Annotated in this window: 25 protein-coding genes; 16 read left to right on the top strand and 9 right to left on the bottom strand. The window is 72.3% G+C overall.

What is annotated here, in order from left to right:
* Window positions 1-87 precede the first annotated feature (87 nt).
* Window positions 88-1,038 carry a sodium:calcium antiporter gene (locus ELR47_RS10260; protein WP_130649814.1) on the top strand — a complete coding sequence of 317 codons (951 nt, stop codon included), beginning with the start codon at window positions 88-90 and terminating at the stop codon, window positions 1,036-1,038.
* A 21-nt stretch (window positions 1,039-1,059) separates the two neighbouring features.
* On the opposite strand, the gene ELR47_RS10255 is transcribed toward ELR47_RS10260, so the two are convergent.
* On the bottom strand, window positions 1,060-2,085 hold the full coding sequence (locus tag ELR47_RS10255; protein WP_370469411.1) for a radical SAM protein: 1,026 nt from the start codon (window positions 2,083-2,085) through the stop codon (window positions 1,060-1,062).
* Window positions 2,086-2,265: 180 nt separating this feature from the next.
* On the opposite strand from ELR47_RS10255, the gene ELR47_RS10250 reads away from it, so the two are divergent.
* Window positions 2,266-3,921 (top strand): FAD-binding dehydrogenase, encoded by a 1,656-nt coding sequence (locus tag ELR47_RS10250; protein ID WP_130649812.1) that lies wholly within the window; start codon window positions 2,266-2,268, stop codon window positions 3,919-3,921.
* Between the two features lie 16 nt (window positions 3,922-3,937).
* Window positions 3,938-5,062 carry an alpha/beta fold hydrolase gene (locus ELR47_RS10245; protein ID WP_130649811.1) on the top strand — a complete coding sequence of 375 codons (1,125 nt, stop codon included), beginning with the start codon at window positions 3,938-3,940 and terminating at the stop codon, window positions 5,060-5,062.
* Here the strand turns inward: ELR47_RS10245 and ELR47_RS10240 are convergent.
* The 5 genes from ELR47_RS10240 to ELR47_RS10220 all read right to left on the bottom strand — a co-directional run bounded on the left by ELR47_RS10240 (window position 5,059) and on the right by ELR47_RS10220 (window position 10,397).
* Window positions 5,059-6,543 (bottom strand): leucyl aminopeptidase, encoded by a 1,485-nt coding sequence (locus ELR47_RS10240; RefSeq protein ID WP_130649810.1) that lies wholly within the window; start codon window positions 6,541-6,543, stop codon window positions 5,059-5,061. The two genes, ELR47_RS10245 and ELR47_RS10240, sit on opposite strands and share 4 nt — an antisense overlap.
* Window positions 6,544-6,648: 105 nt before the next feature.
* On the bottom strand, window positions 6,649-7,698 hold the full coding sequence (locus tag ELR47_RS10235) for an ABC transporter substrate-binding protein (protein ID WP_130649809.1): 1,050 nt from the start codon (window positions 7,696-7,698) through the stop codon (window positions 6,649-6,651).
* A gap of 85 nt (window positions 7,699-7,783) precedes the next feature.
* Window positions 7,784-8,527, bottom strand: coding sequence for an ABC transporter permease (locus tag ELR47_RS10230; protein ID WP_130649808.1), 744 nt, complete (start codon window positions 8,525-8,527; stop codon window positions 7,784-7,786).
* Window positions 8,524-9,252 (bottom strand): ABC transporter permease, encoded by a 729-nt coding sequence (locus ELR47_RS10225; protein ID WP_205745188.1) that lies wholly within the window; start codon window positions 9,250-9,252, stop codon window positions 8,524-8,526. Before ELR47_RS10225 ends, ELR47_RS10230 begins: the two co-directional genes overlap by 4 nt.
* Window positions 9,249-10,397: an ABC transporter ATP-binding protein gene (locus ELR47_RS10220; RefSeq protein WP_205745187.1), complete on the bottom strand. Its 1,149-nt coding sequence runs from the start codon at window positions 10,395-10,397 to the stop codon at window positions 9,249-9,251. Before ELR47_RS10220 ends, ELR47_RS10225 begins: the two co-directional genes overlap by 4 nt.
* A 106-nt stretch (window positions 10,398-10,503) precedes the next feature.
* On the opposite strand from ELR47_RS10220, the gene ELR47_RS10215 reads away from it, so the two are divergent.
* Window positions 10,504-10,998, top strand: a complete 495-nt coding sequence (locus tag ELR47_RS10215; protein WP_130649807.1) for a hypothetical protein — start codon at window positions 10,504-10,506, stop codon at window positions 10,996-10,998.
* Window positions 10,999-11,001: 3 nt separating this feature from the next.
* Here the strand turns inward: ELR47_RS10215 and ELR47_RS10210 are convergent, their stop codons facing one another.
* Entirely contained in the window at window positions 11,002-11,451 is a 450-nt protein-coding gene (locus tag ELR47_RS10210) for a hypothetical protein (protein WP_130649806.1), read from the bottom strand.
* Between the two features lie 139 nt (window positions 11,452-11,590).
* Here ELR47_RS10210 and ELR47_RS10205 point away from each other — a divergent pair, with 139 nt between their 5' ends.
* The 10 genes from ELR47_RS10205 to ELR47_RS10160 all read left to right on the top strand — a co-directional run bounded on the left by ELR47_RS10205 (window position 11,591) and on the right by ELR47_RS10160 (window position 20,582).
* A complete protein-coding gene (locus tag ELR47_RS10205; protein WP_165403991.1) occupies window positions 11,591-12,268 on the top strand; it encodes a response regulator transcription factor in 678 nt (225 codons plus the stop codon).
* Window positions 12,269-12,461: 193 nt separating this feature from the next.
* Window positions 12,462-12,659 (top strand): Flp family type IVb pilin, encoded by a 198-nt coding sequence (locus ELR47_RS10200; RefSeq protein WP_205745186.1) that lies wholly within the window; start codon window positions 12,462-12,464, stop codon window positions 12,657-12,659.
* Between the two features lie 78 nt (window positions 12,660-12,737).
* Window positions 12,738-12,887: a Flp family type IVb pilin gene (locus ELR47_RS10195; protein WP_130649804.1), complete on the top strand. Its 150-nt coding sequence runs from the start codon at window positions 12,738-12,740 to the stop codon at window positions 12,885-12,887.
* A 62-nt stretch (window positions 12,888-12,949) separates the two neighbouring features.
* On the top strand, window positions 12,950-13,252 hold the full coding sequence (locus tag ELR47_RS10190; RefSeq protein ID WP_240730392.1) for a TadE family protein: 303 nt from the start codon (window positions 12,950-12,952) through the stop codon (window positions 13,250-13,252).
* Window positions 13,240-14,271 carry a pilus assembly protein TadG-related protein gene (locus tag ELR47_RS10185; protein ID WP_130649802.1) on the top strand — a complete coding sequence of 344 codons (1,032 nt, stop codon included), beginning with the start codon at window positions 13,240-13,242 and terminating at the stop codon, window positions 14,269-14,271. The genes ELR47_RS10190 and ELR47_RS10185 overlap by 13 nt, the downstream gene beginning before the upstream one ends.
* An 11-nt stretch (window positions 14,272-14,282) precedes the next feature.
* On the top strand, window positions 14,283-15,089 hold the full coding sequence (gene cpaB / locus ELR47_RS10180; protein ID WP_130649801.1) for a Flp pilus assembly protein CpaB: 807 nt from the start codon (window positions 14,283-14,285) through the stop codon (window positions 15,087-15,089).
* Window positions 15,082-16,281: a CpaE/TadZ family protein gene (locus ELR47_RS10175; protein ID WP_130649800.1), complete on the top strand. Its 1,200-nt coding sequence runs from the start codon at window positions 15,082-15,084 to the stop codon at window positions 16,279-16,281. Before cpaB ends, ELR47_RS10175 begins: the two co-directional genes overlap by 8 nt.
* Window positions 16,278-17,720, top strand: a complete 1,443-nt coding sequence (locus tag ELR47_RS10170; RefSeq protein WP_130649799.1) for a TadA family conjugal transfer-associated ATPase — start codon at window positions 16,278-16,280, stop codon at window positions 17,718-17,720. The genes ELR47_RS10175 and ELR47_RS10170 overlap by 4 nt, the downstream gene beginning before the upstream one ends.
* Window positions 17,717-19,630, top strand: coding sequence for a type II secretion system F family protein (locus ELR47_RS10165; RefSeq protein WP_130649798.1), 1,914 nt, complete (start codon window positions 17,717-17,719; stop codon window positions 19,628-19,630). The genes ELR47_RS10170 and ELR47_RS10165 overlap by 4 nt, the downstream gene beginning before the upstream one ends.
* Before the next feature lie 34 nt (window positions 19,631-19,664).
* The gene (locus tag ELR47_RS10160) at window positions 19,665-20,582 is read left to right on the top strand and encodes a type II secretion system F family protein (RefSeq protein ID WP_130649797.1); all 918 of its coding nucleotides are present in this window, start codon (window positions 19,665-19,667) and stop codon (window positions 20,580-20,582) included.
* Between the two features lie 18 nt (window positions 20,583-20,600).
* Here ELR47_RS10160 and ELR47_RS10155 read toward each other — a convergent pair whose 3' ends face one another.
* A complete protein-coding gene (locus tag ELR47_RS10155) occupies window positions 20,601-22,244 on the bottom strand; it encodes a sensor histidine kinase (protein ID WP_130649796.1) in 1,644 nt (547 codons plus the stop codon).
* A 610-nt stretch (window positions 22,245-22,854) separates the two neighbouring features.
* Here ELR47_RS10155 and ELR47_RS10150 point away from each other — a divergent pair.
* Window positions 22,855-23,040, top strand: coding sequence for a hypothetical protein (locus ELR47_RS10150; protein ID WP_130649795.1), 186 nt, complete (start codon window positions 22,855-22,857; stop codon window positions 23,038-23,040).
* A gap of 4 nt (window positions 23,041-23,044) precedes the next feature.
* On the opposite strand, the gene ELR47_RS10145 is transcribed toward ELR47_RS10150, so the two are convergent.
* A complete protein-coding gene (locus ELR47_RS10145; protein WP_130649794.1) occupies window positions 23,045-24,499 on the bottom strand; it encodes a sugar porter family MFS transporter in 1,455 nt (484 codons plus the stop codon).
* A gap of 294 nt (window positions 24,500-24,793) precedes the next feature.
* Between ELR47_RS10145 and ELR47_RS10140 the strand changes: the two genes are divergently transcribed.
* On the top strand, window positions 24,794-25,594 hold the full coding sequence (locus ELR47_RS10140; protein WP_165403990.1) for a hypothetical protein: 801 nt from the start codon (window positions 24,794-24,796) through the stop codon (window positions 25,592-25,594).
* The last annotated feature ends 3 nt before the right edge of the window (window positions 25,595-25,597 follow it).

Below are 25,597 nucleotides of genomic sequence, written 5' to 3'. Positions count from 1 at the left end.
GGGGCGACGGCCGATGGAGGCTAGCCGGCCGGGTGTCGTATCGTTCGCGGGCTGCGCACGCGGACCGCTCGGTGAGGAGGTGCTCTGGTGGACACGCTCGTACCGTTGGCACTGCTGGTCGTCGGTCTGGTCGTCCTGGTCTACGCGGCCGACCAGTTCGTCGCCGGGGCCGAGGCCGTGGCGCTGCGCCTGCGTTGGTCGGCGACCGTGATCGGTGCCGTCGTGGTCGGCTTCGGCACCTCGCTGCCGGAGCTGGTCACGTCGGTGACGGGCGCGCTGCAGGGTGACGCCGACCTCGCCATCGGCAACGCGGCTGGCTCCAACGTCGCGAACCTGCTGCTCATCCTCGGCATCGCGGCCGTGGTCAGCCCGGTCGTCGGGCGTCGCGACCAGGCGCCGGTCCGTGACGGCGTCATCGCCGGCGCCGGCTCCGTGCTGCTGCTCGGGTTGGCGATCGACGGGTCCATCGGTCTCGTCGACGGGCTCGTGCTCGTCGGGGTGTTGCTCGCCGCGGTCGTGTGGCAGGTCGTGCGTGCCGGCGGGGAGGACCCGGCCGGCGAGGTCCCGCTCCCGCCCGCGACCCGGCTGGTCGGGGTGCGGGTCGTGCTGGGGCTGCTCGGGGTGCTGGTCGGTGCACAACTGCTCGTGGCCGGGGCGATCGACCTGGCCGAGGCCGCCGGGGTACCGCAGATCCTCATCGCCTCGGTGCTGGTGGCCGTCGGAACCTCGCTGCCGGAGCTCGCGACCGCGGTCGCGTCGGCACGGCGCGGCCAGGTCGAGATCCTGCTCGGCAACCTGCTCGGCTCCAATGCCTTCAACGCCCTGTTCGTGGTCGGCACGTCCGCGCTGGTCGCGACCGCGACCGGGGACGGTCTCGCCGTCGACACGCCGGCGCTCGTGGTGGTGGTCGCCGCGGCCGCGGTGACCGGCCTCGCCGCCCTGCTGCTCGCCCGCCGCCCCCGTGTCCCTCGCCCGGTCGGTGTCCTGCTGGTGGCGTTGCACCTCGCCTCGGTGCCCGCGCTGCTCGCGATCAGCTGACGCACACGGCGCCCGCTCGGCTCAGAGCAGGGCCAACTGCTCGCCCTGCGGCGCCGGAGCGGCCGGGTCCGACGTGACGCGGTGGCCGCTGCGGCGACGGGCGTCGTCGGGCCGGACGACGCTGCCACGGCGGCGTCCGCCGTGGCGGTCCACCAGCCGGTGCACCTGGCGGCTGATCCGTTGCTGCTCGACCTTCGGCAGGTACGCCCGGGGGTAGAGGCGTCGGTAGCGCTCGACGAGGTCGGGCCGCGTCCGGGCCAGCCACGGGAGGAACACCTCGCGCACGCCCGGACGCAGGTGCAGCACGATCGGCGTGACCCGGTCGGCGCCCGCGTCCAGGGCGCCGCGGACGACCGCCTCGAGCTGCTCGGGGGCGTCGGAGATGCCCGGGATGATCGGCGCGACCATCACCCCGGTCGGGATCCCCGCCTCGCGGAGCGCCGCGACCGTCTCGAGCCGTCGCCGCGGGTTGGGCGTGCCCGGTTCGGACGCGCGCCACACGTCCTCGTCCAGGGTGGGGATCGACAGGCTGACGCCGCTGCACACGCCGCGGCTGGCGGCCTCGGCCAGCACGTCGAGGTCCCGGGTGACGAGCGTGCCCTTGGTCAGCACGGAGAACGGGTTGCCGGCCGTGGCGAGGGTCTCGATCACCCCCCGCGTGAGCCGATAGCGCCCCTCGCAGCGCTGGTAGGGATCGGTGTTGGTGCCCAGCGCCACGTGCGCGCCCTGCCACGACGGACGCCGCAGCTCCGCGCGCAGCCGCTCGACGGCGTTGACCTTGACCACGATCACCGATTCGAAGTCGCGTCCGGCGTCGAGGTCGAGCCAGGTGTGCGTCGGGCGGGCGAAGCAGTACGTGCAGGCGTGGCTGCAACCGCGGTAGGTGTTGATCGTCCACGCGAACGGCATGCCGGCCGCAGCCGGGACGTGGTTGAGCAGGCTCTTGGCCCGCACGTGCACGAACTCGATGCCGGCGAACTCCGGGTGGGTGATCCGCTCGCCGAGACCGGGCAGCGCCGCTTCCTCCTCGACCGTCGACCAGCGCAACCGCTGCGCCGCACCCGCCGCCGTGTCGCTGGACGTCATCCTCGCTCCACTCCTCGTCGCACCGGACCGAGGATATCGAACGTGCGTTCGGTCGCCTCGGAACGGGGCGATGCGGGGACCGGCGGTTCGACGCGCCCGCACGGCTACGGTGCCCGACACCGGAGAGGAGCACGCGCGCACATGGCGGACGACGCGGACGTGATCGTGGTGGGTGCCGGCCTGACCGGGCTGGTCGCCACCGCCGAGCTGGCCGACGCGGGCCGGCGCGTGCTCCTGGTCGACCAGGAACCCGAGCAGTCGCTCGGTGGGCAGGCGTTCTGGTCCTTCGGCGGGCTGTTCCTGGTCGACTCGCCCGAGCAGCGCCGCATGCGCATCGCCGACTCGCACGAGCTGGCGTGGCAGGACTGGCTCGCCACCGCCGGCTTCGACCGGGCCGAGGACCACTGGCCCCGCCGGTGGGCCGAGGCGTACGTCGACTTCGCCGCGGGGGAGAAGCGGGCCTGGCTGCACGCCCAGGGGATGCGCTTCTTCCCGGTCGTGGGTTGGGCCGAGCGCGGTGGCCACGGCGCCCTCGGTCCCGGCAACTCGGTCCCGCGCTTCCACATCACCTGGGGGACCGGCCCGGGCGTGGTCGAACCGTTCGCGCGGAGGGTCCGGGCCGCGGTCGAGGCCGGCCGGGTGCGCGTCGCCTTCCGCCACCGGGTCGACGACCTGCTCGTCGACGACGGCACGGTCACCGGCGTCCGCGGCCGGGTCCTCGCGGACGACGACGTCGAGCGCGGCCGACCGAGCTCGCGGGTCGAGGTCGCCGACTTCGCGTTGCGGGCACAGGCGGTGGTGGTCACCTCCGGCGGGATCGGCGCGAACCTCGACCTCGTGCGCCGCAACTGGCCCGAACGACTCGGACCGGCCCCGCGCCACCTGCTGCGCGGCGTGCCCGACCACGTCGACGGCCGGATGCTGGAGATCACCCGGGACGCCGGCGCGAGCGTCGTCAACCCCGACCGGATGTGGCACTACACCGAGGGCATCGCCAACCACGACCCGGTCTGGACCGACCACGGCATCCGGATCCTGCCCGGGCCCTCGTCGCTGTGGCTCGACGCGACCGGACGCCGGCTGCCCGTGCCGCTGTACCCGGGGTTCGACACGCTCGGCACGCTCGCCCACATCACCCGCACCGGGCACGAGCACACCTGGTTCGTGCTGACCGCCAGGATCGTGGAGAAGGAGTTCGCCCTGTCGGGCTCGGAGCAGAACCCCGACCTGACCGGCAAGGACCTGCGCCTGCTCTCGACCCGGGTCCGTCCCGGACCCTCGGCACCGGTGCAGGCGTTCCTCGACCGCGGCGAGGACTTCGTCGTCGCCGACAACCTCGAGGCGCTGGTGCGCGGCATGAACGAGCGCACCGACGAGCCGCTGCTCGACTTCGACCGGGTCCGCCGGGAGGTGCAGGCCCGCGACCGGGCGCTCGCCAACACCTTCACCAAGGACCTCCAGATCGCCGCGATCCGCAACGCGCGCACCTACCTCGGCGACAAGCTGATCCGCGTCGCCGAGCCGCACCGCCTGCTCGACCCGGCCGCCGGCCCACTGATCGGGGTCCGCCTGCACCTGCTGACCCGCAAGACCCTCGGCGGGCTCGAGACCGACCTCGACGGGCGGGTGCTGCGCGCCGGCGGCGCGCCGCTGCCCGGCCTGTACGCCGCCGGGGAGGTCGCCGGCTTCGGCGGCGGCGGGATGCACGGCTACCGGTCGCTCGAGGGCACGTTCCTGGGTGGCTGTCTGTTCTCCGGACGGGTGGCGGGACGGGCGGCTGCAGCCGCGCTCGCCTGACCCCACACTGGCGGCCATGTCCGTCGACGCGACCACCTCCCCGGTCCCCCACCCCGGCCGCCGACGCCGCTGGCCGCGGGTCGCGCTCGCCCTCGTCGTCGTGCTCGCCCTGCTCGCCGGGCTCGTCGCCACGGTCCCGACGTTGCGGATGCGGGCACTGGCGGCCGTGACCGCGCTGGACGCCATCGGGGTCGACGTGCCCCGGCCGATGGCGGCGCCCGCGGAGCCCGGACGACGGACGGTCGCTGGCGTGTCGGGCACCTGGCTGTCGCCCGACGACGACGCGCCGGTGGTCCTGCTCGTGCCCGGAGCAGCACCCGAGGGGCTCGACGATCCCCGCATCGTGCGCGTCGCCGAGGCGTTGGCCCGTTCGGGCCGGGCGGTGTTCCTGCCCGAGCTGCGCGTCTACGACCAGCAGCTGGTCACCGACGACGTCGAGGACCTGGTCCGCATGACCACGACGCTGGCGGACGAGCGGGGCCCGGTCGCGCTGGTCGGGGCCTCGTTCGGCGGCTCGTTGGGGCTGCTCGCCGCGGCCGACGAACGTCTGGGGGACGAGCAGCTGACGCTCGTCGCCGCGTTCGGGGCGTACGTGGACCTGCTCGGCGTGGTGCAGGCCGGCACGACCGGCACGGCGCTGGTCGGCGAGCAGGCGCTGGACTGGGAACCGCACCCGCTGGCCGACGAGGTGATTCGCGAGCAGCTGGTCGCGTTGATGCCCGACGAGTACCGCGAGGGGCTCGTGGCCGTGCTCGACGGGGAGCGCGCGCCCGAGGATCTCCCCGCCGAGGCCCGCGCCGCCTACGAGCTGGCGACCAACGACGATCCCCGGCGCACCCGCGAGCTCGCCACCCGCATCCCCGAGCGCCTGCAACGACGCCTCGCCGAGGTGTCACCGGTGACCGTGGCCGACCGGATCGACACCCCGGTGGTGGCGATGCACTCGACCGAGGACCCCACGATCCCCTACAGCGAACTGGTGCGGCTCGGCCACGCGGTGCCGCACGCCGAGCTGCTCACGCTCACCGCGTTCTCCCACGTCGACCTGAACCTCGACGGGGCGGGGGACTGGTGGGCGGCACTGGGCGACCTGCGGGTGGTGTGGCGGTTCGTCGCCGAGATCCTCGCCGCCCAGCGCTAGCGCCCGGCCTGCTCCAGCCAGCGCAACAGCGTGCGCACGGCCACGCCGGTGCCGTGACGGGGGTTGTGGTGACGGTCGGCGTCCTGCCAGAACGGTCCGGCGATGTCGAGGTGCGCCCAGGGCCGGCCGTCGACGAACTCGCGCAGGAACAGCCCGCCCATGGTGGCGCCGGCCTCGTCGCCCCGGCCGAGGTTCTCCAGGTCGGCGACGTCGGACTCGAGGTTGTCGCGCAGGTCCTCCCACAGCGGCAGGTGCCACATCGACTCGCCGGCACCCTCCGCGGCCGTCAGCAGCTGCCGCAGCAGGTCGTCGTCGTTGGCGAACACCCCGCTGGCGCGCTTGCCCAACGCCCGCGCCACCGCGCCGGTGAGCGTGGCGACGTCCACGACGGCCTCGACGTCGTCGTCCTCGACGGCGAGGCTGAGGCCGTCGGCGAGCACGAGCCGTCCCTCCGCGTCGGTGTTCATCACCTCGACGGTGGTGCCGTCACGGATGGTGATGACGTCGCTGGGACGTTGCGCGTCGCCACCGGGCATGTTCTCGGCCAGACACAGGTAGCCGACCACCTCCACCGCCACGTCGAGTTCGGCCAGCGCCGTGAACACCCCGAGCACGGCGCCCGCGCCGCCCATGTCGCCCTTCATGGACTCCATGATCGACGAGGGCCGCTTGAGCGAGAGGCCGCCGGTGTCGAAGGTGATGCCCTTGCCGACCAGTGCCACCTTGGCGACCGGGGAGGCGGGACGGTGGTGCAGACGCACCAGCCGCGACGGCCGTGCCGAACCGCGTCCGACGGCGAGCAGGCCGCCACACCGTTCGGCGACGAGCCGGTCCTCGTCCCACACCTCGACGTCGATGGCGTCGGGCACCAGTTCTCGGGCGCGGTCGGCGAACTCGACCGGGCCGAGCAGGTTCGGTGGCGTGCTGACCAGGTCGCGGGCGACGTTCTGCGCGGCCGCGTGGACCCGGGCCAGGTGCAGCTGGCGTTCGGCCTCGCCGGCCAGCGACGACGGCACCACCAGGGTCACGTCACGCAGGGCGAGCGGGTCCCGTCCGGGCCGACAGTCGTCGAAGCGGTAGGCGCCGAGCAGCGCGCCCTCGGCGACCGCCCGGACCGTCGGTACCCCCGGCTGCACCAGCACGAGAGTGGTCGCCACGGTGCGACAGCGCGGCGCGAGGGAACGCACGGCGCTGCCGGCCGCGCGCCGCAGCACCTCGGGCGACAGCTCGTCCATCCGGCCGAGCCCGACCAGGGTGACCCGTCCCCAGGGCTGACCGGGCGCGGCGAGGTCGAGCACCTCGCCGAGCCGGCCACGGAAGTTCGCGTCGCGCGGGACCTCGTCGAGGCCGATCGCCTGCAGCGCCTGCTCGGCCCCCGGCGCCTCGATCGCCCCGCGGAACACCGGGACGACGAGCGCGTCGACGTCGAGTTCGGCGACGGCGTCGGTGGTGACGTGGACGGCGGGCGATCGACGGGGCAACGACACTCCGATGCTGACGGGACGGTCCGGCTGCCGCCGCGACGGGGACGTTCCCACGGCGGCGGACGCACCGAGCCTAGACGCCTCCGCCGCCGGTGCTCCGCGTCAGCCGACCAGGCCCTGCTCGGCGAGCCAGTCCCCGGCGATCTGGTCGGGGGCGAGCCCTTCCTGTGCCCGGGTGTTGAGCTCGATCAGGACCTCGGTGGTGATCGAGCTGCTGACGTCGTCGATCAGCCCGACCAGGTCGTCGCCGTAGGCGTCGACGATCTCGGTGCGCACGACCGGGACGATGTTCTCCGGCGGCACGATCGCGTCCGGGTCGTCGAGGTGCACCAGGCTCTCGTCGGCGAGCACCGCGTCGGTGGAGAACAGCAGGATCAGGTCGACGTCACCCGCCTGGAGGGCGGCCAGCCGGGCACCGGCCTCCTGGATCGACTCGAACTGGACGTCGAGCCCGTAGCCCTCGGTGAGTCCGAGCAGGCAGGTGTCGCGCTCCTCGCACTCGGGCGGACCGGCGAAGGTGATGGTGCCGACGTCGGCGAGGTCCTCCAGGGTCGACACGCCGTGCTCGTCGGCGAAGGTGTCGGAGGTGACGAACGCGTTGGCGTTCTCGGCCGGGGCGGGCTCGAGCACGCTCACCCCGTCGGCCTCGAACGCGTCGCGCAGGGCCTCGACGCCGCGGTCGACGTCCTCGGGCGCCTCCTCGCCGAACCCGACCACCAGTGCCGAGCCGAGGTACTCGGGCAGCAGGTCGAGGTTGCCGGCCGAGAGCTCGGGGAAGATCAGCTCCCGCGCCCCGAGGTCGAGCTCGCGGCCCACCGGGTAGCCGCGGTCCTCGAGCACCTGGCCGTAGATCTCGGCCAGGATGGTGGACTCGGGGAAGTTGAACGAGGACACGACGATCTCCGGACCGTCGGGCACCTCGACCTCCTGTGGTGCGGCCGCGTCGTCGTCGGTCCCGTCCTCGGGTGCGGTGTCGCCGTCGTCGGGGGCCGGCTCCTCGGCGGGATCACCGGTCTGGGCGTCGGGTGTCTCGTCGGCGTCCTCGCCCTGACCTCCGCAGGCGGCGAGCACCAGGCCGACGGCGAGCAGCGGGGCGAGCGCCCGGGTCGCCCGTGGTCGGCGGGTCAGGGCACGGGTCGAGGCAGTGCGCATGCGGATCTCCTGGGAAGGTGGTCGAAGCCTAGGGAGCGGTCGGGGGCGGGTCGACGAGGCGGCACCACGACGGGTGGCGTTCGGATCAGCCGGCGGCGCCGGCCCGGTTGGCGACGTCGGCCAGCCCGGCGTCGTCGCGGACCCCGTCGGGGACCAGCAGCCGTTCGAGCCGGGTGAAGGCCGCGTCGGCCACCAGCGTCAGCCCGGCGAGCAGCAGCGCCCCGGCCAGCACGATCGGGCGTCCGGACACCCCGCGGGCGAAGCCGTCGACGACGTAGCGTCCGAGCCCGCCGCCGTTGGTGACGATCGCGCCGATCGCGGTGGTGGCGATCACCTGCACGAACGCGATGCGCACGCCGGCGAGGATGACCGGGCTGGCCAGCGGCAGCTCGACCTCACGCAGCACCTGCCGCTCGGTGTAGCCCATGCCGCGGGCGGCCTCGACCGTGGCCGGGTCCACGCCGCGCACGGCCGTGTAGGTGTTGGTGAACACCGGCGGCATCGCCAGCGCCGTCAGTGCCAGCACGAGCGGCCAGAACTGCGTGCCGACCCACCCGGTGCGGGTGGCCAGCAGCCAGAACAGCACGATCAGGCCGAACGAGGGGATCGCCCGACCGAGGTTGACGACCGCCGACGCGAGCGCCTCGGCCCGTCGCCGGTGGGCGAGCACCAGGGCCGGCGGGACGGCGGCGGCGACCGCGAGCACGATCGCCACCAGCGACACCCACAGGTGCTCGAGCGTGCGGTAGGGCACGCCGGCGGGATCGCCCCACTGCCAGCGGGCGGGGTCGGCCAACCACGCCAGGGTCTCGCCGAACAGCTCGGTCATGCCGGCGACTTCCGGCGCGCCCAGGGGGTCAACGCCCGCTCCGCGCCGAGCAGCAGCAGGTCGATCACGATCGCGAGCACGACCGAGAGCAGCGTGCCGACGACGATCATGGTCGGGAACGGCGGCAGGGTCCGGAACCCACGCAGGATGAACGACCCGAGCCCGCCGCGTCCGAGCAGGGCGGTCACCGTGACCAGGCCGATGACGGTGACCGACGCGATCCGCAGGCCGGCGACCAGCACCGGCAGGGCCAGTGGCAGCTCGATCTCCAGGAAGCGACGCCCGCGCCGGTAGCCCATGCCGTCGGCGGCCTCGAGCACCTCGGCCGGGACCCCGTCGATGCCGGCGACGATGTTGCGCACCAGGATCAGGATCGTGTAGGTGATCAGCGCGATGATCGCGACGCGGTCGTTGATACCGAGGAACGGCACCAGCAGGGCGAACAGCGCCAGCGACGGGATGGTGTAGAGCACCCCGCCGAAGCCGAGGATCGGTCCGAGCAGCCGACGCCAGCGCAGCGCCGCCAGCGCCAACGCCAGCGAGAGCACGAGCCCGATGCCGACCGCGACGACGGTGAAGTACAGGTGCTGCAGGGTCTGTTCCCAGATCGCCTCGCGGTTGGCGACCACCCAGTCCCACTCGAACAGCGGCCGTCCCGACTGGCCGAGCAGGCCCGACTGGCCGCGCAGTGCCGACTGGCCGCGCAGTGCCGCCGGGGGACTCACGAGGCCAGCTGTCGGACGACGTCGCGCAGGAACAGCATCCCGAGGTAGTCCTCGCCGTCGACGACGACGGCGACCTGGTTGGCGGTGGTCACGATCGCGTCGACCGCGCCGCGCAGCGAGGTGTCGCGGTCGATGACGACCCAGAACGGGTGGGTGTCGTGGTCCCCGACAACGCGGACCGGATCGAGGTCGGCGGTCCACAACCAGCCGCGCAGGCGGGACCCGTCGAGCACCCCGACCCAGTCGACCCCTTCGGCGGTGGCGACCCGGAAGGCCTGCTCGGCGCTGGCCGTCGCGTCGACGACCGGGCCGCGCTCGAGGTCGGTGTCGCCGGTGGTGAGCAACGACAGGCGCTTGAGGCCACGTTCCTCGCCGAGGAAGGAGCGCACGAAGTCGTTGGCCGGCGCGCCGAGCAGCTCGGCCGGCGTGGCGTACTGCTCGAGCACGCCGCCGACGTTGAGGATCGCGATGCGGTCCCCGAGCTTGATCGCCTCGTCGATGTCGTGGGTGACGAACACGATCGTCTTGCCGAGCTCGCGCTGCAGGGTGAGCAGCTGGTCCTGGAGTCGGCCACGCACCAGCGGGTCGACCGCGCCGTAGGGCTCGTCCATCAGCAGCACCGGCGGGTCGGCCGCGAGCGCGCGTGCGACCCCGACCCGTTGGCGCTGGCCGCCCGAGAGCGCCATGGGGTAGCGCCCGGCGAGCTCGGGGTCGAGGTCCATCAGCGACAGCAGCTCGTCGGTGCGGGCGGCGATGCGGTCCTTGTCCCAGCCGAGCAGTCGCGGGACGGTCGCGACGTTCTGCGCGATCGTCCTGTGCGGGAACAGCCCGATCTGCTGGATGACGTAGCCGATGTCGCGCCGCAGCTCGTGGGCGGGACGCTCGGTCGCGTCGGTGCCGTCGAGCACGACCCGCCCGGCGCTGGGCTCGATGATGCGGTTGATCATCTTCAGCGTGGTGGTCTTGCCGCACCCCGAGGGTCCGACGAACACCACCAGCTCGCCCCGGGGGACGGCGAGGTCGAGACCGTCGACGGCCGGGGCGGTGCTCCCGGGGAAGCGCTTGGTGAGGCCCTCGAGCGCGATCATCGCGTCCGGCGGCGTGCCGGCGGCCGGCGACGGGCGGGCCGGGACGGTGGAGGGCACGCGGTGCTCCCGTGGACTCGAGGGCGTGGACCCTAGGCGAACAGCGGGTGGTTCGAGGCTACGGTCGCCCCGGCCGGGTGTCCGCCGGGTCGAGGGAGGCGCGCACGTGTCGGTACAGGCGCTCGAGGACGCGCTCGTCGGCGCGCGGTTGTGGGGGTTGGAGCTCGACACCCGCTACCGGGTGCTGGCCGCCACGCTGGAGCTGGACGCGGACCGCTACCCGTGGGGCGAGGTGGACGACCGGCGGGTGCAGCTGCTGGTGCACCCGGTGTCGACGGTGCTGGCGTCGCTGCGCTCGACGGCCGACGACGGGCGTCGGCAGCTGCACACCTTCGACGAGGGCCAGCTGGTCGACGTGGCCGCGGCGCTGGGCGGGTTGCGGGTGGACTCGCCGCTGTTCGGTCGTCCCGAGCCCGGGCCGGGGGAGTGGGGGCCAAGGTTCAGCCTCGAGGGTCGCGCCACCACCGGCGACGGCACCCGCCACACCCTGACGATCGCGGTCCGCGGCGACGACCTCGAGCTGGACCTGTTCGCCAGCTTCGACAACCTCGAACTCAAGGCCCCCGACGGCCGTGAACTCGCGCTCCCCACGGATGCCTGAGGGTCAGGGCGTCGTGCGGTCAGCGGGCGTGAGCGGCGGTCCGTCGTCCGCGAGGACGCGTTCGACCAGCGCGAGCAGGTCCTCCAACGGCGTCGCCGCCGAGGACGCCGGCGTCCGGCCGTCGACCGACACGGGCGTGCCGGCCTCGTCGAGCACGATCGTGTGCTCGGCCGGCAGCCGCGGGACACGACCGTCCGAGACGACCGCGAGCCGGAAGGGCGTGGCCGCGCTCTCGGAACCGTCCGTCTCCGCCGGCTCGACGCTCACCGTGACGCGGAGACCGGATCCGCGCAGCACCAGGCCGAGGGTGTCGGCGAGAACCCGGGGCTCGAGCTGGACGAGCACCTCCGCCGGGGAATCGTCGTTCCGCTCCTCCTGCGGACAGCGACGGGGAGCCGGTGTCTCCGGCGCGTCGCGGTACGCGGCGTCGTCCGCGCGCGGGTCACAGGTCATGCAGGCATTCCACCACGGGCCTAGGGTGGGCGCATCCTCCATTTGGATGAAGCGCGGTCGGACCCTACCGGTGGCGGCCCGTGACCACGAGGGCGGACGCCCGCGGGACGGCGTCCGCGGTGACAGGAAGGCGTGCCGGGTGGCGGGCGCAGCAGGGGACGAGGGCAGCGGACCGGTCGTCGTGATCGTGGACGACCACGGCCTGTTGGCACAGAGCCTGGGCTACGCCCTACGCGCGGACGGACTGCGGCCGGTGATCTGCGACGAACTGCGAGAGGACGCGGTGCTGACGTGCGTCGACGAGCACCGCCCGCAAGCGGTGCTACTGGACCTCGACCTCGGTGGCGACATCGGCAGCAGCCTGCCGCTGATCGAGCCGATCCGGGCGGGCGGGGCGGCGGTCGTGATGTTGACCGGAGTGCGCGACCCGATCCGCCTCGCCGAGTGTGTCGAGGCCGGCGCCGTCGGCATCGTCGCCAAGTCCGAGCCGTTCACGAGCCTGGTCGCGGCCGTCGGCCGGGTCGTGGCCAACGGCACGCTGCTCACCTCCGACGAGCGGGTCGAGCACCTCGTGCGGTTGCGACGGGCCCGGGACGCCGACCGGGACCGCCTGTTGCCGTTCCAGGACCTGACGCCGCGGGAGCGCGAGGTACTCGCGGCGCTCATGGACGGGGTCGCCGTCGAGCAGATCGCCACCACGTCGTTCGTGTCGGTCGCCACCGTCCGCTCCCAGGTCCGCGCCGTCCTGCAGAAGCTCGGCGTCAACTCGCAGCTCGCGGCCGTGGCATTGGCCCGACGCCAGGGCTGGCGGCCCTAACGAACCCGCGTCACGGAGAACCGGCGACGGTGCCTCCTGGCAGTCCTCGACCGCTGCTGCTCGGCGAGGGCCGGAGGACTGGCGCGCTTTCATCAGATTTGGCGATGAAGGCGGATGGCCCGAACCCGCATGCTCCCTCCTGTCAGACGGCGTCCGCAAGGGGCAGACGCCACGACCGGGAACGGAGCAAGACATGTTCGACAAGCTGATGCTCACCATCCAGATCCTCCGCGGCGACTTCTCCCGCATGCTGGAGATGACCAACGACGAAGAGGGCGCGACGATGGTCGAGTACGGCCTGCTCGTCGTCGGCATCGCCGTCGTCGTCGGTGGCGCCGCCCTTGCCCTCGGTGGCCGGATTGCGACGATGTTCCAGGGCATCATCCCCTGACATCGATCTGAAGCACCGGTGGCGATGGCGCAGCCATCGCCACCGGTGTCTCGGGGTAAACGGACGAGGGGTCGCGTGATGAGGCGCATCGAGGACGAGTCGGGAGCACAGATGGCGGAGTACGGCCTGCTGCTTGCTGGGATCGCGGCCGTCGCCGCCCTGGCTGTCGGCCAGTTCGGCGGGCGGACAACGGCGCTCTACACCGTCGTCCAGGCGATGTTCCCGTGAAGGGGCGACGGTTCCGTAGCGAACGCGGTTCCTCGGCGGTCGAGTTCGCCGTCTTGCTGCCGGTGCTGATCCTGATCATCGGCGGCATCGTCGACTTCGGTTTCGCGTTCAACGCGCAGATCACCGCGACGCACGCCGCCCGTGAGGGCGTCCGGGCCGCCGCGCTCAGCAGCGGCAACCCCGTCACCGTCGCAACCACGGCCTTCAACGCGCCCGCGACGTCGGCGCCGACCTTCCCGACCGTGACGGCGTGCCCGAACGCGGCCGGTCGCGCCCGCGTGCGGCTGCAGTCCACCTACACCTTCGTGATCCTCCCGGGCTCCCGGACGGTCACCGGCGATGCGGTGATGCGATGCAACGGCTGAAGGAAGAGGACGGCGCCATCGCCGTCGTGACCGCCGTCGTCCTGGTGGTCCTCGTCGGCATGCTCGCCCTCGTGCTCGACGTGGGCAACCTGTACTGGGAGCGCCGACAACTGCAGAACGGCGCCGACGCCGCCGCGCTCGCCGCGGCCCGGGACCTCGCCAGCGGCAGCGGAGGCACCGCCTACGCGACCGCCCGCCAGTACGCCAACGACAACAACCCGCGCGGCGCCTTCGTCGGTCCGTCGGACTTCGTGACGACGTCCTCGAGCGTCCAGGTCACCGCCCGAACCGGCTCGCTGGCAGCCGCCGGTCAGCTGCCGTCGATCTTCGCCGGCGTCCTCGGTGTCAATGGGTACGCCACGTCGGCGACGGCACGCGTGACCTGGGGGAACATCGGCAGTGGGACCACGATCCCGCTCGCCATCTGCGGGCATGCCTGGAACACCATGACCAGCAACGGCACGGTGCTGCCCTCCGGCCCCCCAGACCAGATCCTGCGCATCGGTGTGCCACCGGGGCACGTCACGCCGGGTATCGACTGCAGCAACCCCGGCGCCGGTGATCCGCCGCCAGGAGGCTTCGGGTTCCTCAGTGCGGACGGCAACTGCCAGGCCACCATGGACGTTGGCAACTGGATGCCCGGCGCGAACGGCAACACGCCGGACATCGGCGGCAGCAGTCCGTGTGGCGTCAACCAGCTCTACGCGATGCTCCACAACATCGTGACGACGAACCAGACGGTGCTCGTACCCATCTTCGGCGAGTACAAGAACCAGGGCTCGACCGGCAGCTACCAGATCGTCGGTTTCGGCGCCTTCCGGCTCCTCGGCTACAGCGTCAACGGTGGTCCCTCACCGAGCAATCCCGCCCATGGACGCGTCGTCAGTTGGTCCGGGAGTTGTCCGGGATCCGCCACGTGTCTCCGCGGCTACTTCACGAACTTCGTCTCGCTCGACGGCGTCGTCGCCGGGCCGAGTGTGCCCAGCTACGGGGCCACCGTCATCTCGCTCACCAACTAGGAGAACCATCGATGTTGCGCAAGGTGTTGGGCGTGGTGGCCGCCGTCCTGCTCGCCACCATGGGGACCACGCTGCTGGTCGCCTACGTCCGGGGAGCCGAGGACCGCGCGCTGGCCGGTGAGGAACTGGTCGAGGTCCTGGTCCTGCGCGAGGACGTCGTCCAGGCGACCGCCGCCGAGGACCTCGCCGACCTCGTCGCGCTCGAGCGGGTCCCGCTGAAGGTCCGTGCGGACGGCAGCATCGACGAGCTCACCGACGTCGAGGGCCAAGTGGCGGCGGTCGACCTCGTCGCCGGCGAACAGCTGGTGCGCTCGCGCTTCCTGACGCCGACCGCCCTCGCCGAACAGAGCGAGGTCCAGGTCCCCGACGGGATGCAGCAGGTGACGATCTCCCTGGAGCCACAGCGGGCGGTCGGGGGACGACTCACACCGGGGGACACGGTCGGGCTCTTCGCCTCGTTCTCCCTCGAGGACGAGCGGAGCGACGAGCAGATCGCCTCGGAGTCGTCCGACGACCTGCGCCAGCACCTGGCCGAGACCACCAAGCTGATCCTGCACAAGCTGCTGGTGACCAACGTCCAGGTCGAGCAGCTCCCCTCCATGCCGGCCGCCGAGACCGACGAGGCAGGGACGGCGTCCAGCGGTCCGGAGCTCGCCCCGACCGGCAACCTGCTCGTGACACTCGCCGTCGCCACGCCGCAGGCAGAACGCGTCGTCTTCGCGGCCGAGCACGGAACCATCTGGCTCTCGGCCGAGTCCGAGGGCGCCTCCGAGGACGACGGCCGACTTCGCACCCCGAGGAACATCTTCGATGACTGACCTGCGGATCTTCCTTGCCACCCCCCACCCGGGCTACGAACAGCGGCTGCGGCAGGCGTTCGACGGCACGCTCAACGGTGATCTGCGCCGCTGGGACGCCGACGCGACGTCCGTCGACGGCTCGCTCCTGCACCAACTCGCCGACGACCGGCCCGACGTCGTCGCGCTCGGGCCGGGCCTGTCGGTGGACGACGCACTCGCGGCCGCCCGCCAGCTCGAGCTCGAACGACCCGAGATCAGCGTGCTCCTCGTCAGCGAGCCGAGCACCGAACTGTGGGAACAGGCGCTGCGTTCCGGCATCCGCGACGTCCTCGCGCCCGACGCACTGGACGCCGACGTGCGGGGCGCGTTCGAGCGCGCCCTAGAGGTGGCCGAACGGCGACGCCGCAACCTCGTCGGTGTCGAGGAGGAGGCCACGGGCGGGCGCATCATCACCGTCCTGTCGCCCAAGGGCGGCTCGGGCAAGACGACCGTGTCGACCAACCTCGCCCTCGGCCTCGCACTGGAGGCGCCGGACTCGACGGCCATCGTCGATCTCGACCTGCAGTTCGGTGACGTCGCCACGGCGTTGCGGCTGACGCCCCAGCACTCGCTGGTGGACGCCGCCCGGTCCCCGGTCGGCGACGACGCGCTGGCACTGAAGTCGTTCCTCACCCCGCACGTGCGCGACCTGTGGTGCCTCTGTGGCCCCGAGTCGCCTGCCGAGGGGGAAGAGGTGACCGCCGAACGGGCTCGCGCCATGGTGCAGACGCTGGCGTCCGAGTTCCCCTACGTGGTCGTCGACACGTGTGCCGGTATCACCGAGCACGCGCTGTCCGTCATCGAGATCTCCACGGACCTGGTGTTCGTGTGCGCCATGGACGTCCCGAGCGTCCGCAGCCTGCGCAAGGAGATCGACGCGCTGGAACAGCTCGGCATGACCCACCAGCGACGGCACCTGGTCATCAACCGGGCCGATGCCAAGGTCGGCCTCGACATCAAGGACGTCGAGGCCACCGTCGGTCTCCCGGTCGATGTCGCCGTGCCCTCGTCCCGCCTCGTGCCGCTGTCGGTGAACCAGGGCTCCCCGGTCGTCGAGTCCGAGCCGCGCTCGCCGGTGGCCAAGCAGTTCGGGGCTCTGGTCCACCGGTTCACCGCCGACACGGCGGTCGCCGACGCTCAGCCCAGCCGTCGACGGAGGATGTTCCGATGAAGCTCGGACAGCGACTGAAGGCACTCGACGACCACGCGTCGGCGCCCGAAACGCCGCCCACGGTCGCGGCGGTCGCGCGGCCGGCGGTGCCACCGCCGCCGGCTCTGCCCAGGACCGTCGTCACCGAGGTCGTCGACCCGCTCGCGCAGATCAAGCAGCGCGCCCAGGTGCAGCTGTTCGCCCGTCTCGGCGCCCGGCTGTACGACTCGTCGCTGAGCGAGGACGAGCTGCGGGCGTCGGTGCGCACCGAGCTCGCCGAGGTCGTCGACGGCGAGCGCATCCCGTTGACGCCCGCCGAGCGCCACCGGCTCGCGGCGGACATCAGCGACGACATCCTCGGCTACGGGCCGCTGCAGAAGTTCCTCGACGACGACGCCGTGACCGAGATCATGGTCAACGGCGACGACGCGATCTACGTCGAGCGTGGCGGCAAGCTCGAGCGCACCGCGTCCCGCTTCGTCTCCGACGAACATCTGCGCCGGGTGATCGAGCGGATCGTCTCGCAGGTCGGGCGACGCATCGACGAGTCCTCGCCGATGGTGGACGCCCGTCTGCTCGACGGCTCCCGCGTCAACGCGGTCGTGCCGCCGCTGGCGGTCGACGGACCCTCGCTGACCATCCGCAAGTTCTCGCGTGACCCGTTCGGTGTCGACGACCTCATCAGCTTCGGCACCATGACCCCGTCGGTCGCCCAACTGCTCGACGCGTGCGTCCGCGGTCGCCTCAACGTGCTGGTCTCCGGCGGCACGGGCACCGGCAAGACCACGCTGCTCAACGTGCTGTCGTCGTTCATCCCCGAGGACGAGCGCATCGTCACGATCGAGGACGCGGTCGAGTTGCAGCTGCACCAGGACCACGTGGTCCGGTTGGAGTCACGTCCGCCGAACCTCGAGGGCCGCGGTGAGATCGCCATCCGCGACCTGGTACGCAACTCGCTGCGCATGCGCCCCGATCGGATCATCGTCGGTGAAACCCGCGGCGGCGAGGCGCTGGACATGCTCCAGGCGATGAACACCGGTCACGACGGCTCGCTGTCGACCGTGCACGCCAACACCCCGCGTGATGCCATCGCCCGACTCGAGACGATGGTGCTGATGGCGGGCATGGACCTGCCGGTCCGTGCCATCCGCGAGCAGGTCGCGGCCGCGGTCGATCTCATTGTGCAGGTGACGCGCCTTCGTGACGGCAGCCGCCGCATCACGCACGTCACCGAGGTGCACGGCATGGAGGGGCAGGTCGTCACGCTGCAGGACGTGTTCACCTTCGACTATGCCGCCGGCATCGACGCCGACGGCCGCTTCCGCGGCCACCAGCGTCCGACCGGCATCCGGCCGCGCTTCACCGAGCGGCTCGAGCAGTACGGCATCGTCGTGCCGCCGTCGGTGTTCGGTGCCCCGCTCGACGCTCTGGCCGGCCAACACGCTCGGCCGTCGGCATGAGGCCCGCCCGCTGGCGGCTCGTGCCGATCGCCCTGCTCGTCGGCGTGATCGCCCTCCCGGTGACGGCGTCGGCCGCCGAGCAGGGCGAGACCGCGGGCACCGACGCCGAGCTGCGCATCGAGGCGGCGGATGTGGCCGCCCACCCGCTGGTCGAGCTCACGGTGGCCGTCCCGGCTGGCGGCGGCGAGGTGCTCACGGCGGACGCCTTCGCCGTCGCGGAGGCCGGTGAGGACCGCGAGATCATCTCGGTCGATCTGGCGGGCACCGCCGACCTGGAGGTGGTGTTGCTGCTCGACGTCACCGGCAGCATGGCGGGCGAACCGCTCACGGCCGCACAGGGCGCGGCGACGAGCTTCCTCGAGCAACTGCCCGCGGACGCCCGGGTGGCGCTGGTCACCTACGACACCCAGGCCACCGTCGTCAGCGACTTCGACGCCACGCGCGAAGCACAGCAGGTGACGATCGCGGAGCTGCAGGCCGGCGGCTCGACCGCCATGTACGACGCGGTCGCCACGGCGACGGAGCTGTTCCCCGGCGACGACCCGGACGCCGCACGGACCATCGTCCTGCTCACCGACGGCGAGGACAACGCCAGCGCCCGCACGCTCGACGCCACCCGCGACCTGCTCGTCGAGCGCGGCGTGACGCTGCACGGCGTGGCGTACCGGACCGCCTTCAGCGACCACGATGCGCTGCGCACGATGACCGACGCGACCGACGGGGCGCTGAAGGCCGCGAACGACGCGGCGGCGCTCACGGCCGTGTACGAGGAGCTCGCGAGTGAGCTCACCAGCCGCTACACGCTCGCCTACGACTCCGCCGCCCACGGCACCACCGTCGTGGCGCTGAGCGTCGCGGTCGACGGGGCCCGACTCGACACCGAGCGCAGCTTCGACCTGCCCGCCGCGCCCGAGCCCGCCGCCGCGCCGGAATCCGCCGTGTCGACCGTCGTCGTCGAAGCCGGTGTCGGACGGACGGTGCTTTACGGCGGTCTCGCCGCCTGGTTCGTCGCCCTGACGACCATCGGGGTGATCGTCGGCCTGCCGCGTCTCCGGCGATCCCAGATCGCCGGTGCGGCACATCGGGCGCGCGGTGATCACGGCGGCCTGGGCGACCTCGCCAACCGCGCCACCCTGTTCGCCGATCGGTCGCTGCAGCGGCACGACGCCGGCTCGGGTCTGAACCAGGCGCTCGAGCGGGCAGGCGTCAACCTGCGTCCCGGCGAGTTCCTCGTGCTCGCCGTTTCGCTCGGCGTCACCGGCGCGATCCTGGGCACCCTGCTGGCCAACGTCGTACTCGGGGTGCTGCTCGGCGTGCTGGTCGGGCTCGGGGCCCGCGCGGTCTTGAACGTGAAGGCGACCAAGCGGCAGGCGGCGTTCGGTGACCAGCTCGGCGACACCCTGCAGTTGCTGTCGGGCAGTCTGCGGGCCGGCTACAGCCTGATGCAGGCGGTGGACTCGGTCGCGCGGGAGGCCGAGAGCCCGGCCGCCGAGGAGTTCAACCGGCTGGTCGTCGAGACCCGGCTCGGTCGCGACATGAACGAGGCGTTGCACGCCCTCGGTGAACGCATGCAGAGCCAGGACTTCTCGTGGGTCGCCCAGGCCATCGCGATCAACCGCGAGGTGGGCGGCGACCTCGCCAACGTCCTCGACACCGTCGCGGAGACGATCCGGGAACGCAACCAGATCCGCCGCCAGGTGAAGTCGCTCAGCGCCGAGGGTCGGATGTCGACCTACGTGCTGATCGCCCTGCCGTTCGTGGTCAGCCTGCTGCTCTCGCTCGTCAACCCCGGCTACATGTCGGAACTGTACGCCGGGGGTGTCGTGGGGTGGCTGGTCATCGGCATCGCCCTGACCATGATCACCATCGGCGCCCTGTGGATGCGGGCGCTCGTCAAGTTCCGTTTCTAGGCCGTTCCCCTCACAAGCTCCGGGAGCCTGACCCATGCCTGCTCTGGTCGTCCTCGCCGCCGTCGCCGTCGTCGTGTCCCTGCCCCTGCTGTGGTGGGCGCTGAGCGGTGCGGGGGCCACTCCCACGATCGACCGTGCCGTCCTCGCCGGCGGGGCCGGTCCCGTCGACCTGCGCGCGGCGCAACTGCAGCGCTCGGCACACGACCGTGCCGTGCGACCGCTGCTCACGCGGGCGGCCGACCTCGGTCGGCGGCTGCTGCCGTACGCCTGGCTCGAGTCGCTCGAACGGCGGCTGATGTTGGCCGGTCGGCCCGAGGGCTGGCCGATCGAGCGCGTCATCGTGGCGAAGTTCGTGGGCGGTGCCGCGGGTTTCGGGCTCGGCCTGCTCTTCTTCGCCGCACGCGCGAGCCTGGTGTGGGCCCTGGCCTGGGCGGGGCTGACCGCGCTGGCCTTCTTCCTGCCGGAGTTGCTGCTGCACTCGGCGGCGGAGAAGCGCCGCGAGGAGATCGGCAACGCGCTGCCCGACACGCTCGACCAGATGACGATCGCGGTGGAGGCCGGTCTGGGCTTCGACGCCGCCATGGCGCGCGCTGCCGCGAACGGCTCGGGTCCGCTGGCGGACGAACTGGTCCGGACCCTGCAGGAGGTGCAGATGGGCGCACCGCGGTCGCGGGCCATGCGGGCGTTGGCGACCCGGGTCGAACACGAGGAACTGCGCCGGTTCGTCAACGCCGTGGTGCAGGCCGAGGGCTACGGCATCCCGGTGGCGGACGTGCTGCGGACGCAGGCTGCCGAACAGCGGACCAAGCGACGGCAACGCGCCGAGGAGCACGCGATGAAGATCCCGGTGAAGATCGTCTTCCCGATGATCGTCTTCATCCTGCCCACCCTGTTCATCGCCATCCTGGGCCCGGCGGCGTTCCGGATGGCCCGCATGTTCTCCGGGCTGTGAGGCGCTGAAGGTCGCCGATCAGCCGGTGAGGTGACCGTCGAGGTGCGGCTCGGCGGTGAGCGCGGACCGCTCCGTGTCCTCGGACGGCACGGGGACCGCAGGCGCGGCAGGGACGAGGAACATCCGCCCGGGGCCGGGCGACGGCACTGCCGCGTCGTCCCCCGCGGCGGACACGACGTCCCTCGCCTCGCGGAAGCCGGGGAAGCGCAGCCGGAAGCAGGCGCCGGAACCGGGGGGCGAGTCCTCGAGCGCGAGGGTGCCGCCCTGGGCGTGCATGAGCTGCGTCGACAGGTACAGACCCAGCCCACTGCCAGGACGACAGGCACCGCTGCGTCCCCGGCCGCCACGTTCGAACACGAGTGTCCGCTCGGCGGGGTGGATGCCCGGACCCTCGTCGCGGACCCGCAGGACGACGTGCTCGTCGTCGAGCTGCGCCGAGAGTCGGATCGGTCCGCGACCGTACCGACGGGCGTTCTGCAGCAGGTTCTGCACCACCTCCGCAGTGTCGGTCGGACTGCCGATGGCGACCAGGTCGTCGGCGACGTCGGCCTCGATCCAGGCACCCAGCGACCGCTCGCAGGTGACGACCGCCGCGATGGCCTCGGACAGGCGGAAGCGGCCGCGCGGCGCCTCGGGCGCCGACGGCGAGACCAGCTGCTGCAGGCGGGCGATCTCGGCGTTCACCGCGTCCGTGAGCTGCTCGCGGTCAACGTCGGCGAGCCGATCCGAGTAGGCCTGCAGGGCATGCGTGGCGCCCTGGATGGCGGCCAGCGCGTTGCGCGCCTCGTGGGCGCGCTCGGCCTGCCTTGCGTGGTCGACCTCGACCCGGTCCTGCGCGGCCAGGCGCTGCGCCTCGGCCTCCAGCAGTCGCCCACCCTGCGCCTGGTAGGCGTGCAGCAACGCCACCGTTGCTCCGGCGATCGCGGCGAGCACGGCCGTGAGCTGCAACAACTGCCGCCCGAGGTCCTGCCACGCCGGATTGCCCGGCGCGACACCCAGCAGGTGGGCATACCCGAGCAGCAACAGTGCGACCCCGAACCAGGCCAGCAGCGGGCGCCCCAGACCCCGTCCCCGCCGCAGATGGCCGGCGCCGATCAGCACGCTGCCGAGCGCCAAGGCACGGTCGAGGCCGCTGCCGACCGCGGGCGGAGCCAGGTCGAGGCTCCCGGCGAGCCACGCCCCCGCGAACGAGCCGGCGACGACCGCACCGACGGCCAGCCCCAGCACCCGACGCGGACGCAGACCGGCGTCGATGTCGGGGGAGCGGAGCCCGAGGACGGCCAGGACCACCGCCACGAGCAGGCCCGTCGGCCGCGCCCAGACCGCGAGCGGGTGCGGCGTCACGGCGGCTGCCGCGGTTGCCTCGGCTCCCACGGCCAGACTCCAGACCACCAGCGTGGCCGACAACCACACCGCCGCGGCGTCGCCGACCAGACGCCAGCGCAGGTGACACAGCAGCGCGCAGAGCAGGCCGAGGACCGGCGCGACGATCCGCAACTGGTGGTGCAGGGGGTCCGCGACGTGCGGCGCGGGGAGCGCGACGGAGACGCCGGCGACGAGCAGCGACGCGGCCACGAGGCTGCTGAGGACCAGTGTGGTGGTGAGCCCCTCACCAAGCGGTCCGGCGTCGAGCAACGATCGCCGGTCGGCACCCCGGTACATCGCGCTGTGCGCCCGAGCAGACGCGCTGCGTTGTCTTCGATTTCGCGCAGCCATGCTCGTCCGATCCACCCGCGAGTTGCGGAAGGCGCGCGACTGCCTCCGCCGAGGCGAAGGCTACGGTGGATCCCACGCACTTGTGTGCGGTGCGAACCATTTCACGGGTTCTTCACACGCCGCGCGCTCGGCTCTCCGAGCGGACCACGAAGGAGGGCGGGCGCCGCCGACCCCACCGACTCCGCGGGCCGTCCCGGCGATCGCTACCAGGGCAGCTTGGTGGCGAGCCACTGCGCGAACTCGAGCGTGAGCAGCGCAGCAGCAGCGAAGGTGGTGAGCACGGCGAAGAACACCAGCAGGGGCATCAGGGTGCTCACGGTTCGAACCTCCTTCGAGTTTCACACGCGACGTCGGCATTCCTAGCCCGCTCGACCGGCGCGAGTCCACGGCGAACGGGCAGGAGTTCCCGTCGGGAAGGGCGCGCAGCGGCATCGCACGCCGACGGCCGCCCGACCGCGACCGAGGTCACGACGTAGCCGCGGGGAACCCGACGTCGCCCTTGGGCGCGGACGGTGTCGGCCGACGGGACGTGCAGACCGAGCGGGAGGATTGTGCCGTGCACGAGCAGTGGTCCGTCGAGGTCCTCGCCGACCGCCTCCGGTCGGCCGACCTGCGCGGTGACACCCTCGGGCTCGCGCACGGCCTGCCTCGCCTGTATCGCGAGCTGGCCGCCGCCGTCGGTGCCGCCGAGGCCGGCCGCCGCTTCGATCGCGTCCTCGCCGTCGCGCTCGCGACCACCTGATCCCTCAGCCGCCCGGGCTCGCGGCACCTCGGCCACGGCGGGGGCGGCTCGGCACGTCCTCGGACATGTCCTCGAGCTCGATGCCCTTGGTCTCGCTGATCTTCCACCACACGAACAGGAACGACAGCGCCGCGAAGGTCGCGTACATGCCGTAGGCGAACGTCAGGCCGATCTCCTGGCTGAGCACCGGGAACGTCATCGACACCAGGAAGTTGGCGGCCCACTGCGCGGCGGCAGCCACGGCCAACGCGGCGGCACGGATGCGGTTGGGGAACATCTCGCCGAGCAGGACCCACACGACCGGGCCCCACGACGCGGCGAAGAAGATCACGAAGCCGTTGGCGGCGAACAGCGCGACCGTGCCCCACGGGTCGGGCAGGCTGACCTCGTCGCCGGTACCGACGGCCTGGCTGAACGCGAGCGCCATCGCGCCGAGGCTGACCGCCATGCCGGCCGAGCCCACCAACAGCAGCAGCTTGCGACCGACCTTGTCGACGATCGCGATCGCGACCAGGGTCGCGGCCACGTTCACGCCCGAGTTGAGTACGGACGTGAAGAACGCGTCGCCCTCCTCGTAGCCGACCGACTGCCACAACGTGGTCGAGTAGTAGAAGATGACGTTGATGCCGACCGCCTGCTGGAAGACCGACAGGGCGATGCCGACCCACACGATCGGTTTGAGCCCGAGCCGCTTGCCCTTCAGGTCGCGCATGCTCGGGCGGTCCTCGCGCTCGAGGCTGCGGCGGATGTCGGCGATCTTGCCGTCGGTGTCCTGGATCCCGATGACCTCGGTCAGCACGTCGGCGGCCTCGTCGAACCGCCGCTTGGCGACCAGGTAGCGCGGCGACTCGGGGATCCGCAGCGCCAGCAGGCCGTAGGCGAGGGCTGGCACCAGCTCGGCCATGAACATCCAGCGCCAGGCCGCGATGTCGAACCACAACGACTCCTGCGCCCCGCCGGCGGTGTCGGCGAGGAACGCGTTGACCACCAACGCCGCGAAGATGCCGAGCACGATCGCCAGCTGCTGCAGCGACCCGAGCCGCCCGCGCAGACGCGCCGGCGCGACCTCGGCGATGTAGGCCGGCGCGATCACCGACGCGGTCCCGACGCCGAACCCGCCGATCAGGCGCCACACGATCAGGTCCGCGACGCCGACGGAGAACCCGGACCCGATGGCCGAGACGGCGAAGAACGCCGCCGCGACCAGCATCACCCGCACGCGTCCGTAGCGGTCGGAGAGCGCACCGGCGAACCAGGCACCGACGGCGCAGCCGATGAGCGCCGAGGCCACGCCGAAGCCGGTGAACAGGCTGCCGAGGCCGAACTCGGACTGGATCGCGTCGACCGCGCCGTTGATCACCGAGGTGTCGTAGCCGAACAGGAAGCCACCGAGCGCGGCCACACTGGAGACCAGGATGGCGCGGGCTGGCGAGTAGCCGTCGGCGGTCGCTCGCGACACGTCCGGTCCTTGTCAGGCGGGCCTTTCGGGGCGGCAACGCTACGAGGACGCGAAGCGTGTGGTGCGCAGGGAGCGGTCCGTCCGGCCATGACACCGTTGGTTCGACCGATCCGGGGCTTGACGACAGGCGAGAATGCGCGGAGAGTCACAGCGGTGCGAGGGGGCTCGCACCGACGGGGCTCGCGACATCGGGACCGGGGGAGTGGGGACTTCCCTGCCGCCCGTGCGACCTCGACCGGGGCAATTCGACGCGCCGCACGGTCGTGCCGTGCGGCCATGCACAGGGGGCATCACATGGCAGTGCTCAAGGGTGGCGAGCGTCTCCACGCTGGCCAGGAACTGCGCTCGAACAACGGCCAGTACCGGTTGGTCATGCAGACCGACGGCAACCTCGTGCTGTACCCGACCGCTGGTGGAGCCGCGGTCTGGGCGACGCACACCTGGAACCGACCGGCGCTGGACCGGCCGGTACGGGCCGACATGCAGGCGGACGGCAACTTCGTGCTCTACGACACGCTCAACCGGCCGGTGTGGGCGACCGGGACCCATCAGCACCCTGGCTCGTACTTCGACCTGCAGGACGACCGCAACCTCGTGATCTACAACGCCGAGCGGCGTCCGGTCTGGGCGTCGGGTACCAACATCCCGGCGCCGCAGAAGCGCACCGGATCCCTCACCGCTCGGCTGTACCAGGACGTGGGCTTCCGCAAGCGGATGGAGACCAACGCGACGCTGTACCGCGACGGGCGGCTCGTCGTCGACTCGTTCACCAGGAACGACAACTGGACCGGCGCGCTCCGGGGCCGGACCCTGGCGGTGATCGTCGACGCCCAGGACCGCGCGATCATGGTCTCCAACGTCTTCGCCGATCCCACCCGCTGCTCGGTGGCGGACCTGTCGTGCGCCTCGTACGGCCGACAGATCCACCAGCAGCTGTTCCCGCTCGCCATCGGCCAGCACGCCGAACGCGTCGACCTCTACACCGGTGACAACGTCAACTTCTCCGACCTTCGCCAGCGGACGATCGACGTCATCCGGGCGTCGCGTGACATCGCCAAGGAGGTCCGCGACGCCGTCATCAGCGTGTTCGGCTGAGCA

Origin of the sequence: Egicoccus halophilus, from assembly GCF_004300825.1 — a bacterium.
In the GTDB taxonomy this organism is placed as follows: Bacteria; Actinomycetota; Nitriliruptoria; order Nitriliruptorales; family Nitriliruptoraceae; genus Egicoccus; species Egicoccus halophilus.
The sequence above is the reverse complement of the archived record's forward strand: the minus strand, read 5'-3'. Positions and strand labels throughout refer to the sequence as shown.

Coding starts and splice junctions, on each gene's coding strand:
- ELR47_RS10250 (WP_130649812.1), top strand. CDS start 2,266: ATGGCGGACGACGCGGACGTGATCGTGGTGGGTGCCGGCCTGACCGGG.
- ELR47_RS10245 (WP_130649811.1), top strand. CDS start 3,938: ATGTCCGTCGACGCGACCACCTCCCCGGTCCCCCACCCCGGCCGCCGA.
- ELR47_RS10235 (WP_130649809.1), bottom strand. CDS start 7,698: ATGCGCACTGCCTCGACCCGTGCCCTGACCCGCCGACCACGGGCGACC.
- ELR47_RS10230 (WP_130649808.1), bottom strand. CDS start 8,527: ATGACCGAGCTGTTCGGCGAGACCCTGGCGTGGTTGGCCGACCCCGCC.
- ELR47_RS10210 (WP_130649806.1), bottom strand. CDS start 11,451: ATGACCTGTGACCCGCGCGCGGACGACGCCGCGTACCGCGACGCGCCG.
- ELR47_RS10200 (WP_205745186.1), top strand. CDS start 12,462: ATGTTCGACAAGCTGATGCTCACCATCCAGATCCTCCGCGGCGACTTC.
- ELR47_RS10195 (WP_130649804.1), top strand. CDS start 12,738: ATGAGGCGCATCGAGGACGAGTCGGGAGCACAGATGGCGGAGTACGGC.
- ELR47_RS10185 (WP_130649802.1), top strand. CDS start 13,240: ATGCAACGGCTGAAGGAAGAGGACGGCGCCATCGCCGTCGTGACCGCC.
- cpaB (WP_130649801.1), top strand. CDS start 14,283: ATGTTGCGCAAGGTGTTGGGCGTGGTGGCCGCCGTCCTGCTCGCCACC.
- ELR47_RS10175 (WP_130649800.1), top strand. CDS start 15,082: ATGACTGACCTGCGGATCTTCCTTGCCACCCCCCACCCGGGCTACGAA.
- ELR47_RS10170 (WP_130649799.1), top strand. CDS start 16,278: ATGAAGCTCGGACAGCGACTGAAGGCACTCGACGACCACGCGTCGGCG.
- ELR47_RS10165 (WP_130649798.1), top strand. CDS start 17,717: ATGAGGCCCGCCCGCTGGCGGCTCGTGCCGATCGCCCTGCTCGTCGGC.
- ELR47_RS10160 (WP_130649797.1), top strand. CDS start 19,665: ATGCCTGCTCTGGTCGTCCTCGCCGCCGTCGCCGTCGTCGTGTCCCTG.
- ELR47_RS10155 (WP_130649796.1), bottom strand. CDS start 22,244: ATGTACCGGGGTGCCGACCGGCGATCGTTGCTCGACGCCGGACCGCTT.
- ELR47_RS10140 (WP_165403990.1), top strand. CDS start 24,794: ATGGCAGTGCTCAAGGGTGGCGAGCGTCTCCACGCTGGCCAGGAACTG.